Origin of the sequence: Nonomuraea sp. NPDC049269 (assembly GCF_043197155.1) — a bacterium.
GTDB lineage: Bacteria > Actinomycetota > Actinomycetes > Streptosporangiales > Streptosporangiaceae > Nonomuraea.
In genome coordinates this window covers 231,305-246,781 of sequence record NZ_JBICSO010000009.1, presented here as the reverse complement: position 1 = coordinate 246,781, position 15,477 = coordinate 231,305, and the positions used below count along the sequence as shown (strand labels likewise).

Sequence of the window (15,477 nt, the reverse complement as noted above, 5' to 3'; positions counted from 1 at the left end):
GGGGAGATGACCGGACGCTGGTGCGCAACAGCCATGTTCAGGGGCTGATGAGGGCCAGGTCGAGGACGTGCCGGGCCGTGGCGTCCAGGAGCTCCGGCGTGGGCGGGTCGCCCAGGACGAGCGCCTGGTAGTAGAGCGGCCCGAGCAGCACGCTCAGCAGGGTGTCCACGGTCTGCTCGGCCACCGGCCGGCCGGTGTGGCGTTCGAGCACGGCGCGCAGCCCCACCAGGTCCTGCTCGCGCTGCTCGCGCAGGAACCCCTCGCGCAGCGCGAGCGCGGTGTCCGGGTCGGTCTGGGCATGGCCGAGCAGCGCCCGCAGGACCTGGCCCGCCGGCTCCTGAAAGAACCCCGCGATCCGGCGGAGCTGCGCTTCCAGCTCCTCCTCGGCGTCCCCCTCGCCGCCCGGCCAGGCCAGCGCGTCGCGGGCGTCGTCGGCGAGGGTGTCGAGGAGGATGTCGACCTTGGACTTCCACCAGCGGTAGACGGTCTGCTTGGCGACACCGGCCCGGGCGGCGATGCCCTCGATGGTCACCCCGTTGAACCCCCGCTCGACCAGGAGATCGTCGGCGGCGTTCAGCACCGCGAGCCGGATGCTCTCGCTACGCTTGGGGCCCGTCCGGCTCACCACGGCCGTCCGGCTCGCGGTGGGCTCGGCGTTTCGGTCGGCGGGGATGGTCATCGTCCTTTCAGGTGCGTTCTGGCAGCTCGATTCTGGCATGCCGGGTCTGTGGAACGAGATGGAACGCCCTTCGGGGAAAGACCGCTACTCACTTCGGGGGAGTGGATCCATGGAGGACGGCCCGCCGTACGGCTATCTCGTGCCGGAGTTGATCGCGGGACGCTGGCGGCGGCTGTTCGCCGGTATCTACGATGTCGTCCTCGTGGGCGTGCTCACCTGGCCTCTCCTGGCGCGGTCGGGAGTCTTCGAGCCGAAGGGCTTCGCCGACTACGTCGTCAACCTGGATTGGCGCCGGCTGATCGCCGGGGCGCTGGTGTGGTACGCCTACCACTGGCTGCTGACCGGCTACTGCAACGGACGGACCGTCGGCAAGAAGGCGTTCGCCATCCGCGTGGTGCGGCAGGACGGCGCCCGGCTCACCCCCGCCGTGGCGGCGGGTCGCGCGCTGATGTCCGGCTTCTTCGTCGCGGTGGGCGTGACCGTGATCGATCTCGTCTGGATCGTGTTCACCAGCCGCAAGCAGGCGCTGCACGACCTGGCCGCCAACACGGTGGTCATGATCGACTGATCAGCGGCCTGCCAGGAAGTCGAGAACCGCGGGGCCCGCTACCTGGCGGAACTCCTCGAAGTAGGCGTGTCTGGCGCCGGGGATGAGCCGGATCCCCGCCCCGGGGATGCGGCCCGCGAGCAGGGGCGCGTTGGCCGCCGGGTTGAAGACGTCATCGGTGCCGTGGACGATCAGCGTGGGCGCGGTGATGCCGGGCAGCGCGTCCCAGGCGTCGTGCCCGGCGCTGGCGGCCAGGTGCCGCCGCCGGGCGAAGGCGGGCATGCCGGGATCGCCCAGGGTGGTGTACGGGCCGGGGTGCGTGGCCAGCCAGGCCGGGGTGTACATCAGCTCCAGCAGCGCCTGCCGGGCCGCCTGCTTGTCGGGCTGGGCCAGTGACCTCTTCACCGTGTTGTCCCGTTCGAAGCCGTGCGCGCCGCCGGGCGAGGTGCACCCGAGGATCAGCGACCCCACCCGGTGCGGATGGTCGGCCGCCAGCCACTGGGCCACGCGGCCGCCCATCGACGTGCCGTACACGTGGGCCCGGTCGGCGCCCAGATGGTCGAGGACGGCCACGACGTCGGCCGCGAACCCCCGGGTGGTGTAGGGCACGTCCGGTTTGTCGCTGTCCCCGGTGCCGCGGTAGTCGAGGGTGACCGTGGTGTGGCGGCCTTCGAAGTCGTCCCTGACGCCGTCCCACCAGCGGTGGGAATTGGCCTGCCCGGCCAGCAGGACGAGGGGCTCGCCCTGGCCACGGGTCTGGTACGAGACGGCGACGCCGTCCCCGGCGACGGCTACCGGCATGATCGCGTGTCGAAGCGGCGGGCCAGGTCGAGCAGGAACGCGGCGCCGACGAGCAGCCCGACGGAAACGGTGATCACGCTCGGCCAGCCGCCCGTCTGCCACCGGTAGGCGGCCACCGAGCCGAAGACGGAGCTGCCGGCGTAGTAGGCCAGCAGGTAAAGTCCCGCGGCCTGGCCCACGCCGACGCCGACCCGGTGGGCGCGGTCGGAGACCCAGCCGCTGACCAGGGAGTGGGTGCCGAGGAAGGCGAAGGTCACCATGGCCAGTCCGATCACGATGGCGGGCAGTTGGGGCGCGGCGGTCAGCAGCGTACCGGTCAGCAGGAGGGCGACGCCGAGCAGGGCGGCCAGGCCGAGCCCGCGCCGCAGTGCCAGCCGCCCGGCGGCGAGCGGTCCTGGCACGCCCACCGGGTAGGCCAGGAACACCAGCGCGCCCGCGCCGCCCAGCAGATACGGCGCGGCCTCCAGACGGAAGGTCAGCGCGTTGCACAGCCCGACGAACGCCCCCATCGTCGCCGCCCCCACCAGGCACAACGCCACCAGGGCCGGGTCGCGCAGGGTGAGCACGGTGTTGCGCAGCACGCTGCGCAGCCGCGGGCTGGACCGGTCGAACCGCCGCGAGGGCGGCAGCAGGACCCACAGGCCGATCGCGCAGAGCAGGGTGACGACGCCCACGACGGCGCTGGCGCCGCTCCATCCCCACACCGCCTGGACCGGGCCGGGAAGCAGCCGGCCGGCCGCCCCGCCCAGGGCCGTGCCCGTGATGTAGGTGGCGTTGGCCCGCAGATGGGTGCCGGGCGGCGCCTCCTCGCGCAGGTAGGCCAGGGCCACCGCGGGCAGCCCGGCGAGCGCGATGCCCTGCAGCCCCCGCAGCACCAGCAGGGAGTGCCAGCTCGGCGCGAACGCGGTGGCGATGCCCAGGACCGCGGACGCGGTCAAGGACCACCGCATGATCACCACGCGGCCCACCAGGTCCGAGATCGGCCCGACGAACAGCAGCGCCACCGCCATCGTGATCGTCGCCAGCGACAGCACCGCCGTCGCCGCCGACGCCGAGACCCCGAAACGCTCGGCGACGCCGGGCAGCAGCGGCTGGACATAGTAGAGCGCCAGGAAGTTGGCCAGCCCGCCGAACATCAGCCCGTACCTGATCCGGAGGGAGGCGCGATCCCCTGACTCGAGAGGCGAGATCACCCGTCGATCGTGCCCGATCATTCCTGATGCGCAAAATGCAGAATTTGACGGAGCTGATGCGTGGAGAGCATCATCATGAGATGGAGCTGCAGACCCTGCGCTGGTTCCTGACGCTGTGCGACACGGAGAACATGCGCGACACCGCCGCGATGGAGGGCATCAACCAGTCCACGCTGTCGCGGGCGCTCGCCCGGCTGGAGGCCGACCTGGGCGTCGAGCTGTTCCACCGGCACGGGCGCCGGCTCGCGCTCAACCGGTTCGGCCTGCTGTTCCGCGAGCACGCCGCCCGCGCCGTGGACGAGCTGGGCGGCGCGCGCCGTCGCATCGACGCCCTGGCCAACCCGGACACCGGTCTGATCCGGCTGGGCTTCCTGCACTCGGTGGGCCGCTGGCTGGTGCCGGAGGTTCTGCGCGACCTGCGGGCCGTCGCGCCAGGCATCCGCTTCGAGCTGCACCAGGGCTTCGCCAGGGAGCTGTTCACCCGGCTGTCCCAGGGCGACATCGACGCCGCCCTGGTCACCCCGCCACCGGAGGGCAACACCGCGCGCTGGCACCCGCTACGCGAGCAGCGGCTCTGCCTCGCCCTGCCGGTCGAGCACCCGCTCGCCGCCGCGCCGGGGCTGACGCTCGCCGACGTACGCGACGAGCCGTTCGTCGCCTTCGCCCCGACCACGGACCTGCGCCGGGTCATCGACCGGCTGTGCGAGGAGGCGGGGTTCGAGCCGGTCATCGCCTTCGAGAGCGAGGAGATCGCCACCGTACGCGGCCTCATCGGCGCCGGGCTCGGCGTGGGCGTCCTGCCGCTCCCCGCCTCGCTGGAGCACGACGACCCCGCCTACCTCCCGCTCGTCCCGTCCCAGCACCGCCCGATCGGCCTGGCCTGGGACCCGCTGCCCACTCCCACGGCGGCCGCGGCCCTGTTCGTCGAGCACCTCGTCACGGGGGGAAGCGGGCGGCCTACTGCGCGGCGCTCTTGACGGCGAGTGGCTCGGCGGGCGCCTCGGCCCTGGCGGCCTCCATGCGTTCGCCGAGCTCCTGCAGCTCCTTGCGGCCCATCGCAGCGCGGACCTGCGGGAACCAGTCCTTCTCCTCCTCGATGTGGGCGTGCGTGACCAGCTCCTTGGTGAACTTGTCCACGATGCGGCGCTTCTCGGCGTAGGCCTTCTCCCCGGCCTGCTCGAACTTCTTGAACAGCCCTTCGACGGTCTTGTGGTCGTCCTTGAGCAACACGATGGCGTCCATGGAGCTTCTCCGTTCCCTCGTCCGGGAGTGCCGTCTGCCCGGCGTCGGTCGGCTAGCGCAGGCGCGTGCCCGTGACGACGTCGAGCTGGTCTACGTCAACGACAACTACGGCGATTTCACCAGAGATCGGCGGGAGATCGAGTCCCGGGCCCGCGAGGGCCGCCGCCCGGACCTGGTGGAGCCGCTCCTGCCGCCGCCGGAGTGCGCGTTCCTCCCCAAGGTCCGCCACAGCGCCTTCTACGGCACCGCGCTGGAGTACCTCCTGGCTCGGACCGAGGTCGACACCGTCGTGCTGGCCGGCCAGGTGACCGAGCAGTGCGTGCTCTACAGCGCGTTGGACGCCTACGTACGGCATTTCGCGCTGAGAGTGCCGCCCGACTGCGTGGCCGCCATCCACCACGACCTCGGCCAGGCGGCCCTGCGCATGATGGAGCGCAACATGTCCGCCCGCCTCGCCCCCTCGCCCGAATGCCTGGACCGCTGAGCCTCAGCCCTCCGGCGGTGGGGGATGGCGGAAGGCGGCCTGGACGCCGGCCTGGAAGCGGGTGTGGGCGCCCAGCCGGCTCATGAGATCGGCGATGCGCCGCTCGGCCGTACGGTAGCCGACGCCGAGCTGGCGGGCGATGGCCTCGTCGGTCAGCCCGGCCACCAGCAGCGCGATCAACCGCTCGTCGTCGTGCGCCGAGGGACGCGCTCGCGCGGGCGGTGCGGTGCCGGGCACGGGAGGCCGCAGGCGCAGCGGCAGCGCCCGCTGCCACAGCCCTTCGAACAGCCTGCTCAGCGCCTCCAGCAGCCCGGACGGGTGGACCACCAGCGCGGCGTCGGCGTCGGGGTCGTCCGGGTGGTGGCGCAGCAGCAACAGGGCGAACCGGTCGTCCATGAGGTAGAGCTTCATGGGCAGGCTGGGCAGCACCCGCGCCTGCTGGCCCGCCCCGACCATCGCCTCGATCTGCCGCAGCGCCCCGAGCCGGTCGACGAACTCCCGCTCGTAGATCATGCGGCTCGTGACGCCCCGGTCGAGCAGCTCGCGCTGCGCCGTCACGCTGCCCGGCGGGTCGAAGTACGGCGGCTTGGAGAAGCAGCGCATCTGGTGCCAGGCGGCCCGCTGGATCTGGGCGTGCCGCTGCTGGACCGCCCGCTGGCCGGTCACCACCTCGACGACCGCCGGCGGCGTCTCCCCGGTCGCCCGGCGGCGCTGGAAGGCCTGGTCGAGCTCGCCCGCGCGTTCGCGGGCCCGCAGCAGTTGCCGTTCGGCGGTGACCAGGAGCACGTCGAGGGCGGCCTCCGGGGCGACGGCGGCGTAGCGGGCCGGCCCGTCGGAGCGGGTGACCAGCCCCTTGGCCTCCAGCGAGGCGAGCAGGGCGGGCAGTTGATCGGCGCGCAGGCCGATCGCCGTGCCCAGCGACGCGATCCGGGCGGCGGTGGCCGGCGAGCCGTCGATGAGCAGCTCGTACACCGCCTCCTCGTCCGGGGTGAGACCGGCCGCGCCGAGCGCTCCCGCGTGGTTCCCGTCACTCCGGGTCATCGTGTACGCCCTTCTCGTCGGCCAGCCAGCCGCGCAGGACGGCCTGGTAACCGGCCTGGAAGCGGGTCTGGGCGTCCAGCTGGATCATCATCGCGTGCACGTGACGCCGTACCGTGCGGTCGCTCCAGCCGAGGTGGGCCGCGATGGCCTTGTCCGTCTGGCCGGCCACCAGCCGGGCCAGCAGGTCACGCTGCGCGTCGGTCGGGCTCCTGGTCTCCGGCAGGTGGGCGCGCCCGTGGCTGACGTGCAGCGGCACGGCGCGTTCCCAGTACATTTCGAACAGCGCCGCCAGCGCGTCGAGCAGCGTCGAGTCGTGCACGACCAGCGCCGACTCGACCATCTGCAGGTCGTGACGGAGCGGCACGAGGGCCATGGGGTAGTCGCTGAGCACCAGCTTCATCGGGACGTCGCCGACGCGCACCTGCTCGCCCGCGGCGATGTAGTCCACGATGGTCTTCAGCGTGCCGCGCATCTCGATGGCCCGCCTGTCGTAGACCACTCGGTAGTCGACGCCGCGGTTCAGCAGGTCGAACTCCTGCGTGTTGCCGCCCACGACGCCCGCGTACGGCGGCGCGTCGAACATCCGGATCTCGCGCCGGGTGCCGCGCTGGAGCTGTTCGAACCGGCGCAGCACCGCCTCCCGCCCGATCACCACCTCCACCAGCCCGGCCGACTCCTGGTCGGGTGTGGTGAGGTGATAGCGCGTGGACAGCTGGGCCACCCGCAGCCTGGCCTCGGCCAGCGCGCGGGTCCGCTCGCGGATCAGCGCGTCCAGCCCCATCTCCGGCGGTACGACGATGAAGCGGGGCGGATCCTCGGGCAGGCGGGCGATCAGCCCCAGTTCCTCCAGGCCGACGGCCAGTCCCGAGGTGCCGCCGAGCCGCTCCAGCTCTTCGAGGGTGACGGGGGAGTGTTCGACCAGAGCCTCGTAGAGGGCCTGCTCCGCCGCTGACAGGCCGAGGATGCTCAGCATCTCACCATGATCACCCACAACCCGGCGCCCTCGTCGTCCTTTTCCCGTCATTGGCGGGAATAGGACGACGAGTCATCTTTTCAGGATATTTCTTGACATGTCATGGTTCGGGAGAGTCGATCATGCCTGCTATCCCGCGAGGAGAACCATGACTCGTCAACGATGGCGAAGCCCGTCCATCGGGCTTTTAGCGATGGGGCTGGTGCTGTCGACCGGCATGGCCGTACAGCCATCGCCCTCGGCCACCCCCGCACCCGCCCTTTCCGGCCAGACCGCCGCCGCCGTCGAGTCGTCCGGAACACCGGCCGCGGACGCGGCGAAGATCACCCTGATCACCGGCGACGTGGTCGCCTACGACACCGCCCCCGACGGCAGCCCACGCCACCGGGTCACCCCCGCCCGGCGTCCCGACGGCGCCCCGGTGACCTTCATCGCCGTGCGCGATCGTAACTCCTACTACGTCTACCCCTCCGACGTGATGGGCCTGGTGTCCTCGGGCCGCCTGGACAAGGCCCTGTTCGACGTCGCCTACCTGTCGGCGAACGGCTATACCGACAAGGAGAGCGCCAGCCTGCCGCTGATCGTCCAGTACGGCCAGGCCAAGCAGGCGGCGAAGACACTGTCGCAGCAGGCCGACGCGCTGCCCGCCACCGCCGAGCCGCTCGGCCTGCCCAGCGTCGGCGGCGCCGCCGTGCGGGTGGACAAGAAGGCGGTCGGGCAGTTCTGGACCGCCGTCGACCGCCCGGCGACGGACAAGGGCGTCACGGCCTCGCTCGACCGAGGGCTGTCGGCCATCTGGCTCGACCGCAAGGTGAAGGCCGTACTCGACAAGAGCGTGCCGCAGATCGGCGCCCCGGAGGTGTGGGCCGCCGGCCTGAAGGGCGAGGGCGTCAAGGTCGCGGTCCTCGACACCGGCATCGACACCACCCACCCCGACGTCGCCGGCCGCATCACGGCGACCGCGAACTTCACCGAAGAGGCGGACGTACAGGACGGCCACGGGCACGGCACCCACGTCGCCTCCACGATCGCCGGCAACGGGGCCGCCTCCGACGGCAAGTACACCGGCGTCGCGCCTAAGGCGTCCCTGCTCGTCGGCAAGGTGCTCAACAAGGCCGGCAGCGGTGACTCGTCCGGCATCATCGCCGGCATGGAGTGGGCGGTCGCCCAGCAGGCCCGGGTGATCAGCATCAGCGCCGGCGCCTGCTGCTACGCCGGGCCCGACCCGCTGAGCGAGGCGGTCGACAACCTCAGCGCGCAGTCGACGTCGCTGTTCGTCATCGCGGCGGGCAACGACTACGACAACCGGAAGATCGCGACACCGGGCTCGGCCGCGTCGGCGCTCACCGTCGGCGCGGTCGACGGGTCGGAGAAGCTCGCCCCGTTCTCCAGCAAGGGCCCGGTGCTGCGCGACTACAGCCTCAAGCCCGACCTCGTCGCCCCCGGCGTGGACATCGTGGCCGCCAGGGCCGCAGGGACGTCGATGGGCTCGGTGGTGAACGACAAGTACACCGGCGCGTCCGGCACGTCCATGGCCACGCCGCACGTGTCCGGCGCCGCGGTGCTCCTGGCCCAGAAGCACCCGGACTGGACCGGCGCCCAACTGAAGGCGGCGCTCGTCAGCACCGCCCACGACGACGGCTTCGGCGCGTACGAGCAGGGCTCCGGGCGCGTGGACGTGGCGCGAGCCGTACGGCAGGCGGTCAGCGCGTCCGGCAACCTCGACTTCGGCGTCCTGGCCTACCCCCACAAGGACCCCGTCACCAAGACGATCACCTACACCAACGGCGGCGACCAGCCGGTGACGCTGACCCTGAAGTCCGGCGTCACGGCCCACAAGGGCGGCGACGCGCCCGCGCGCACGCTCACCCTGGACCACGACACGGTCACCGTCCCGGCGCACGGCACCGCGCCCGTCGCCGTCACCTTCGACCCGTCGGGCCCGGCCACCTGGTACGAGGGGTTCGTGCACGCCGCCGACGCGAGCGGCGCCGTGACGGTGAGCACCGCGGTGGGCGCGTTCGTGGAGCCGGCGAAGGTCACCGTGCGGACCAAGATGGTGCTCCCCGACGGCGCGACCGACGTGCAGCCGATCCCGTGGGCGATCCTGCGGACCGACGACCGCGACGACCTCGACTTCGTCTACTACCCCGACAGCGGCACCGAGTCCGAGACGCAGGTCTACGCCGGCACCTTCAGCGTGAACTCCGGCGTGAGCTGGCGCGGAACCGACGGCCAGTGGAACCTCGCCCTGCCGTCGCAGCCGGAGTTCACGGCCACCAAGGACACCACGATCACCCTCGACCTGCGCAAGGCCCGCCAGGTCACCCAGAGCACCCCGAAACCAACCGAGGTCTACGACTCCCAGTACTTCTACGAGCGCGAGGCGGCCAACGGCATCGGGGCCGTCCGGTTCGAGTCCACCCCCGCCTACGGGCTGCACAACTACTGGTTGCTGCCCACCCGCTCGGTCACCCAGGGCACCTTCGACGTCGCGGGACAGATCCTGCGCGGCGCCCCGGTGATCAGCATGAAGACCGACCGGCTCACCCTGCATCCCCGTTACCAGAACCTGGATCCGGTGGTTCCCAAGCTCGACGGCCGTAGCACGCTCACCCTGGTGTCCGGGGGTCGCGGCCAGGCCGCCGAACTCGCCGGCGCCGGCGTACGCGGCAAGCTCGTCCTGCTCGACCTGTCCGACCTGTGCCCGGGCAACGCCTGCACGGGCAACGCGCTCGACCGGGTCAAGGCCGCGGCCGACGCCGGCGCCGCCGGGGTGCTCGGCTACGGGGCGGTCAACCGGGCCTTCCTCGAACTGACGAAGTCCTGGCCGGTCTACCCGATCCCGACCATGAGCCTGACCGCCGACGAGGGCCGCGCCCTGGCCGCCCAGCTCGCCAAGCGGCCGGTGAGCGTCCAGGCCGAGGGCATCACCGCCACCCCGTACATCTACTCGCTGATGCTCCACGAGCGCGGCCGGGTCCCGGCCAAGGTCGACTACGAGCTCGGCAAGCGGAACCTCTACGAGATCGAGAACCGCCTGCACTCCGACCGGCCCGCCACCGCCTCCATGTTCTGGGGGGCGACCGTGGTGACCCACCCCGGCTGGCTGCTCGGTTCTCGGTTCGGCTACTCCTGGCCCGCGCGGACCGCCGTGACCGAGTACGTCGGGCCGGTCTCGCCGGACGTGTCGTGGACCCGCGAGACGCAGCTGGCCTACTCCGACGGAGGCAGCGAGAACGGCCGGACCTTCGGAATGTGGGCGACCGCCGTGGACGTCTACCCGTCGGCCGGCGAGAAGACCGAGGAGTGGGGCGCCCAGCCGCGCGTGCCCGGCACCCCGGTGTTCTCCGACCTGACCCGCGCCACCGGGACCACGACGTGCTTCCCCTGCCGCACCGGCGACATGTTCGTGGCCGCCCTGCCGATCCTGGGCCCGGGGCCGAACCACCAGGAGGCGTTCACCTGGAACGCGCGGTTCGACGAGACGCGCGGCGGCAAGGACGAGCTGCACCTCTACCGTGACGGCCAGGAGATCCCCATGGTCGAATCGGGGACCAGCGGCCCGATCCTGATCCAGATGCCGAGGTTCAACCTGCCGGAGGGCGAGTCCCGCTATCGCCTCACCGACAAATTCCACACTCCGCAGCCGGCGCAGCAGTACGCGACCGACGTGGCGACGGAGTGGACGTTCAAGTCGAAGCGCCCGACCGGTGGGATGCAGACGCTCAACGACGGCCTGTGCCTCGGCTGGTTCTTCGCCAGCACCCTCACCCCGTGCGAGCCGGTCCGCAGGCTCAACCTCCGCTACGACCTGGACCTCGACCTCGACAACAAGACCGCGGCGGCCAGACCGCACAAGATCACGGTCACCGGCTACCAGGGCTCCTACGACGTGCCCGACGCGCGCCTCGGCAGCCTGAAGCTCTCGGTCACCTACGACGACGGCGCCCACTGGAAGGCCGTCACCACCTCCAAGAAGAACGCCACCTCCTACACCGCGACCATCGCCCACCCCGCCCTGTCCGCCACCAACGGCACCGTGGGCATCCGCGCCCAGGGCGTGGACGCCGAGGGCAACACCATCGACCAGACGATCACCCGGGCCTACGGCCTCAAGTAGCCCCGCAAGCAGATCGGCACGCCGTCCTCGTGACGGCGTGCCGATCGTCGTTTCCGGACTACTGGGCCTGCTGGTCGTACAGGCCGTCCATCATCCGCAGGAGCGGCGCGGGGTATGAGCCCGTACCCGCGTCGCTCAGCTGCCCGCCCCACGAGGCCTGCCATGCGCCGGTCGAGGTGGTCCGCATGGCGGTGTGGCTCAGCGTCCCGCCGTCCGCGTTCTTGTCATAAAGGGCCCAATGGTGGGCAGTGCGCTTGTTGGTCGCCGAGTCCGCGCTGACCGTGTCGTCGTGGCTAGAGGCGAGGAAGGTGTAGTCCGTACCCATTTGGGAGAGTGGTTGTTTCCCCAGCCAGCTCAGGAAGCCGCTGCCCGGGCGCATGTCGCTGCACTGCTCGTGGGTGATGGCGCACGCGGTCACCAGGGCGCTGCCGATGCCCTGGTGCGGCGTCGCGAGTGTGACCATGTCCTCGATGTACAGGTAAGGAGGCCAGGCGATGGGCCACACGGTCGCCCCGATGTTGTTCTTGTCGACCGTCAGTCCGCTCAGGTCGGGCGGCGTCTTGCCCACGCCGTACCTGTTGACGCCCTCGATGGCCGCCTTCGCGACCAGGCCGCCCATGGAGTGCGTCACGACGTCGATGGCCACGTCATGGCTGGAGTACAGGTAGCAGACGGTCCACGCGAACTGGCGGCCGATCTCCTGGATGCGCGTGTCGGTGGTCCCCTGGAGCCTGAGGTCGCAGTTGGTGGCCTTGTTGTAGTAGCCGAAGGTGACGACGTCGCCCCAGCCGTTGGCGTTCAGGAGGTTCTCGGCGTCCTTCCAGGAGCTGGCGCAGTTGGTGTCGGCCTCGCGGTCGAACCCGTGGACCATGAGGGTGATCCGGTGCCCGTCGCTCCGCGCGGGCGCGGCGGCGGAGGCGGCCGGTGCGGTGGCGATCAGGGCGGCTGCGATCATGGCCCCGACCAGCGGCAGGGCTAAACCGGATCTGAGTGATCTGTGCATCCACGCTCTCCGTTTCCGTGAGGTCGGAAGCACGGTAAAGCGCGGACGATCACCTGCGAATCGGTCGGTGGACGGCACCGCCCCGGTCATGCCGGCTCGCGACTAAGTAGCCGCGATCACCTGCTTAGGTCGAGGCCGGTGAGCTGGGCGCGGGAGGCCACGCCGAGCTTGGGAAACGCTTTGTACAGATGATGTCCCACCGTACGCGGGCTGAGGAACAGCCGCGCGCCGATCTGCCGATTGGACAATCCCGCCGCCGCCAGCCGTACCACCTGGCGCTCTTGCGGCGTCAGCCGGTCGAGCAGGCCGCCGCTCCTGGACACGGCGGCCGCACCGGCCGCCTCCAGCTCGCCATGGGCGCGCCGGGCCCACGGCACCGCGCCGAGCGCGTCGAACCCCTCAAGGGCCGCGCGCAGCCGTAGCCGCGCGTCCGAACGCCGATGCGCGCGCCTGAGCCACTCGCCGTACAGCAGCTCGTTGCGCGCCTGCTGGAAGGGCTGATCAGCGGGTACGTCCACAGCCCGCGCGAAGTGCTCGCCCGCCTCGTCGCCCTGGGCCAGCAGCCCCCTGAGCCGGGCGGCGACGGCGGTCGCCCACGGGCGGTCCACGACCGTCGCCCACCCCTCGAACCCGGCCGCCGCCCGCACCGCCAGATCCTCCCGCCCGGCGCGGACCGCCGCCTCGACCAGATCGGGCGCCGCGTAGAGCGCGACCACGGGATGGCGCTGACCGGCCGTCTGGAGCTGGTCGAGAGCGGCCCCGGCCCGCCCCCAGCCCAACTGGGACAGCCCCAGCGCCCAGGCGGCGAGCGCCCGCGTGGCCTCGACGTCGCCGTCCGCCTTCGCCGCCAGCTCCTGGCAGCGCCCCTCCTCACCGCCGACCGCGGCCAGCCAGGCGAGCAGGCCGTGCACATGGCCGGCCCGATGGGCCTGATGGATGTCGGCGGCCACGCTCAGCGCCTCCGACGCGGCGGCCGACGCCTCGCGATGCCTGCCGCGCAGCAGCTGAGCCTGCGCGAGCAGCGCCAGCGCCTGGGGGAGCACACCGATCAGACCGTGCTCCCGACACCGCGCGACCAGCGCCCCGGCCAGCCGGTGTGCCGTCACCTCATCGCCCGAGACGACGCTCAGGGAGGTGGCGAGTTGCAGCAACTCGCCGAACTCGTCCGCCAGCGCGCCGACCGCCCGGATGGGCGAGACATCCGCCACAGCCTGCCCCGCCACGAGTCGCGCCACGACCGCCATCCCCGCGGCGAGCTCGGCCGTTGTGCGGGAGACGCCCTCCACCGGCCGTGCCACGACCGTCGTCGCCAGCGGCTGCAGCTCGGACGTCGTGCGGGCGGGGGAGTCATCTCCCACGGGTAGGTCCTCCCCTACCGCCATTCCCGCGAGGAGCGGTTCTTTGGGTAGCGGGAGCGCGGCGAGCCGGAGGTCGGCGTCGTGGGCGAGCTTCGGGTCGGCCGCGAAGGAGGCGTAGTGGATCGCCTCGGCCAGCATGCGGGCCGCCAGGGCGGGGTCGGCCGTCAGTACGTGGTCGGCGCCCTCGGTGAGGAGCCGGCCCGCCGCGCTCGGCGAGCCTTGCTCCACCTCCACGCAAGCACGTACCCGGGCAAGTCCGGCGTGCTCGGTCGGAGTCGTGGCGAACGGCGCCGCCCGGTCGGCCAGCCCGATGGCCCGCTTCAGCTGCCCCGCCTGAACCGCCAGCTCCGCCGCCGCGATCAGCCGGCGCGCCGTGTGGGCGGTGTCGGCGGTGAGGTCGGCGGCCCGCTCGTACGCCACGGACGCGGCGGCCGATCCTTGCCGGTCACGCGCCCGTACGGCCGCGCGCTCCAGATCTCCGGCAACCTCCTCATCCGGACCGGTAGCGGCGGCGGCCCGATGCCAGGCCCGCCGATCGGCCCGCGCCTGACCACCCAGAGACTCGACCGCATGACCCCCCAGAGACTCGACCGCCTGACCCCCCAGGGGCGGGGCCGTCCGATCGTGCAGGGGTGCGGGCGTTCGGGTTTTCAGGGGCGGGGCCGCCTGACCGCCCAGAGGCGGGGCCGTCCGGTCAGGTGGGGGTGCGGCGGCCCGGCCGGGCAGAGGTGTGGCCGGCCGGGCTTTCAGGGACCTGGCCACCTGGCCGGTCAGGGACCTGGCCGTCGGGTCGCCCAGGCACCCCGCCGTCTGGTCGCTCAGTGACTCCGCCAGTGCCAGGTGAGCGGCGACCCGGCGGAAGTACGGGGCGCCGCGGTAGGCCGCGCTCCTGATCAGCGGATGCCGGAACGACAGCCCGGCCGCCGAGAGCTGGATCAGCTCCTCGCGTTCGGCGAGCGCCAGGTCCGCGACCGTCGCGCCGAGACGAGCGGCGGCCCGCAGCACCAGATCGAGATCCCCGGTGTCATCGGCCGCCGCGACGAGCAGGGCCGCCCTGGCCGGCTCGGGAAACCGGTCGATATGGGCCTCGAACGTGTTCCGCACCCGCTGCGACAGCGGCCCCGACTCACCCGCGAACGGCAGCGGGCTCAACCGCCCCGCGCGCTGCTCGGGGGTCAGCACGGCGGCGAACTCGATCAGCGCCAGCGGATTGCCCGCCGCCTCGTCGAGGATCCGACGCCGCACCTGCGGCGCCAGATCAGCGGCCCGCTCGGCCAGAAACGCCTCGGCCGCCACCTCTTCCAACCGCCCCAGCCGCAGCTCGGCCACCCCGGTCGAGGCAAGCGCCTCCAGCCGCGGCCGGGTTACTCCGGGCGCGGCCACCGGTTCCATGCGCGACGATGCCACTCCGGGCGCGGCGAACGCTCCCATCCGCGGCGAAGTCTCTCCCAGCGTGGTCACCGTTCCGGGACCCGGCGCGGTCATCGGACCGGGCCTTGGGGTGGCCGCGCCGTCTCTGGACGCGAACAGCATGACCACCCCCTCGGCGTTCAGCCGCCTGGCCGCGAACAGCAGCGCGTCGGCGGAGGCGTCGTCGAGCCACTGCGCGTCGTCGATCAGGCAGAGGATCGGCCCGTCTCCGGCCAGGTCCGACAGCAGCGTGAGCGCGGCCAGCCCGACGAGGAACCGGTCGGCCACCCCGGCCGGCGCCGCCCCGATCGCGCCGCGTAACGCCGCCGCCTGGCCGGGCGGCATCCGCTCGACGTGCCCGAGCACCGGCCGCAGGAGCAGATGGAGGGCGGCGAACGGCAGCTCGCTCTCCGACTCCACACCCAGCGTGCGCAGCATCGGCCAACCGGCGGCCTGCTCAGCGGCGTAGTCGAGGAGCGCCGACTTGCCGATGCCGGTCTCGCCCTTGACGATGACCGCGCCACTGCGACCGGCCCGGGCGGCTTCGAGCAGCGCGTCGACCTCGGCCTGCTCGGCCCCGCGTCCGTACAACATCCGGCCTCCCGACGCTCATGTCAAGGAGT

12 protein-coding genes are annotated in these 15,477 nt (G+C 72.2%); 4 read left to right on the top strand and 8 right to left on the bottom strand.

The features are described 5' to 3' along the window. Window positions 1-37 precede the first annotated feature (37 nt). Complete coding sequence (locus ACGFNP_RS44305) at window positions 38-679, bottom strand: TetR/AcrR family transcriptional regulator (protein WP_393328990.1); 642 nt, start codon at window positions 677-679, stop codon at window positions 38-40. A gap of 109 nt (window positions 680-788) precedes the next feature. Here ACGFNP_RS44305 and ACGFNP_RS44300 point away from each other — a divergent pair, with 109 nt between their 5' ends. Next, the gene (locus ACGFNP_RS44300) at window positions 789-1,247 is read left to right on the top strand and encodes an RDD family protein (RefSeq protein WP_393328989.1); all 459 of its coding nucleotides are present in this window, start codon (window positions 789-791) and stop codon (window positions 1,245-1,247) included. Here ACGFNP_RS44300 and ACGFNP_RS44295 read toward each other — a convergent pair whose 3' ends face one another. Both ACGFNP_RS44295 and ACGFNP_RS44290 read right to left on the bottom strand, forming a co-directional pair. Then, a complete protein-coding gene (locus tag ACGFNP_RS44295) occupies window positions 1,248-2,027 on the bottom strand; it encodes an alpha/beta fold hydrolase (protein WP_358323894.1) in 780 nt (259 codons plus the stop codon). Continuing rightward, complete coding sequence (locus ACGFNP_RS44290) at window positions 2,018-3,220, bottom strand: MFS transporter (protein WP_393328987.1); 1,203 nt, start codon at window positions 3,218-3,220, stop codon at window positions 2,018-2,020. The genes ACGFNP_RS44295 and ACGFNP_RS44290 overlap by 10 nt, the downstream gene beginning before the upstream one ends. Before the next feature lie 80 nt (window positions 3,221-3,300). Here ACGFNP_RS44290 and ACGFNP_RS44285 point away from each other — a divergent pair, with 80 nt between their 5' ends. Continuing rightward, a complete protein-coding gene (locus tag ACGFNP_RS44285) occupies window positions 3,301-4,197 on the top strand; it encodes a LysR family transcriptional regulator (protein ID WP_393328985.1) in 897 nt (298 codons plus the stop codon). Here ACGFNP_RS44285 and ACGFNP_RS44280 read toward each other — a convergent pair. Further along, window positions 4,178-4,462, bottom strand: coding sequence for a hemerythrin domain-containing protein (locus ACGFNP_RS44280; protein ID WP_393328983.1), 285 nt, complete (start codon window positions 4,460-4,462; stop codon window positions 4,178-4,180). The two genes, ACGFNP_RS44285 and ACGFNP_RS44280, sit on opposite strands and share 20 nt — an antisense overlap. Here ACGFNP_RS44280 and ACGFNP_RS44275 point away from each other — a divergent pair. Beyond that, window positions 4,461-4,946: a cysteine hydrolase family protein gene (locus ACGFNP_RS44275; RefSeq protein WP_393328981.1), complete on the top strand. Its 486-nt coding sequence runs from the start codon at window positions 4,461-4,463 to the stop codon at window positions 4,944-4,946. The genes ACGFNP_RS44280 and ACGFNP_RS44275 overlap by 2 nt on opposite strands. Window positions 4,947-4,949: 3 nt before the next feature. Here the strand turns inward: ACGFNP_RS44275 and ACGFNP_RS44270 are convergent, their stop codons facing one another. Next, window positions 4,950-5,987 (bottom strand): hypothetical protein, encoded by a 1,038-nt coding sequence (locus ACGFNP_RS44270; protein WP_393328979.1) that lies wholly within the window; start codon window positions 5,985-5,987, stop codon window positions 4,950-4,952. Next, a complete protein-coding gene (locus ACGFNP_RS44265) occupies window positions 5,974-6,960 on the bottom strand; it encodes a LuxR C-terminal-related transcriptional regulator (protein WP_393328977.1) in 987 nt (328 codons plus the stop codon). Before ACGFNP_RS44265 ends, ACGFNP_RS44270 begins: the two co-directional genes overlap by 14 nt. 148 nt (window positions 6,961-7,108) lie before the next feature. Between ACGFNP_RS44265 and ACGFNP_RS44260 the strand changes: the two genes are divergently transcribed. After that, window positions 7,109-11,083 (top strand): S8 family serine peptidase, encoded by a 3,975-nt coding sequence (locus ACGFNP_RS44260; RefSeq protein WP_393328975.1) that lies wholly within the window; start codon window positions 7,109-7,111, stop codon window positions 11,081-11,083. Window positions 11,084-11,141: 58 nt separating this feature from the next. Here ACGFNP_RS44260 and ACGFNP_RS44255 read toward each other — a convergent pair whose 3' ends face one another. After that, on the bottom strand, window positions 11,142-12,086 hold the full coding sequence (locus ACGFNP_RS44255) for an esterase/lipase family protein (RefSeq protein ID WP_393328974.1): 945 nt from the start codon (window positions 12,084-12,086) through the stop codon (window positions 11,142-11,144). Window positions 12,087-12,202: 116 nt separating this feature from the next. Then, window positions 12,203-15,448 (bottom strand): AAA family ATPase, encoded by a 3,246-nt coding sequence (locus ACGFNP_RS44250; protein WP_393328972.1) that lies wholly within the window; start codon window positions 15,446-15,448, stop codon window positions 12,203-12,205. Between the last annotated feature and the right edge of the window lie 29 nt (window positions 15,449-15,477).

Coding starts and splice junctions, on each gene's coding strand:
- ACGFNP_RS44305 (WP_393328990.1), bottom strand. CDS start 679: ATGACCATCCCCGCCGACCGAAACGCCGAGCCCACCGCGAGCCGGACG.
- ACGFNP_RS44300 (WP_393328989.1), top strand. CDS start 789: ATGGAGGACGGCCCGCCGTACGGCTATCTCGTGCCGGAGTTGATCGCG.
- ACGFNP_RS44295 (WP_358323894.1), bottom strand. CDS start 2,027: ATGCCGGTAGCCGTCGCCGGGGACGGCGTCGCCGTCTCGTACCAGACC.
- ACGFNP_RS44285 (WP_393328985.1), top strand. CDS start 3,301: ATGGAGCTGCAGACCCTGCGCTGGTTCCTGACGCTGTGCGACACGGAG.
- ACGFNP_RS44275 (WP_393328981.1), top strand. CDS start 4,461: ATGGAGCTTCTCCGTTCCCTCGTCCGGGAGTGCCGTCTGCCCGGCGTC.
- ACGFNP_RS44280 (WP_393328983.1), bottom strand. CDS start 4,462: ATGGACGCCATCGTGTTGCTCAAGGACGACCACAAGACCGTCGAAGGG.
- ACGFNP_RS44270 (WP_393328979.1), bottom strand. CDS start 5,987: ATGACCCGGAGTGACGGGAACCACGCGGGAGCGCTCGGCGCGGCCGGT.
- ACGFNP_RS44265 (WP_393328977.1), bottom strand. CDS start 6,960: ATGCTGAGCATCCTCGGCCTGTCAGCGGCGGAGCAGGCCCTCTACGAG.
- ACGFNP_RS44260 (WP_393328975.1), top strand. CDS start 7,109: ATGACTCGTCAACGATGGCGAAGCCCGTCCATCGGGCTTTTAGCGATG.
- ACGFNP_RS44255 (WP_393328974.1), bottom strand. CDS start 12,086: ATGCACAGATCACTCAGATCCGGTTTAGCCCTGCCGCTGGTCGGGGCC.
- ACGFNP_RS44250 (WP_393328972.1), bottom strand. CDS start 15,448: ATGTTGTACGGACGCGGGGCCGAGCAGGCCGAGGTCGACGCGCTGCTC.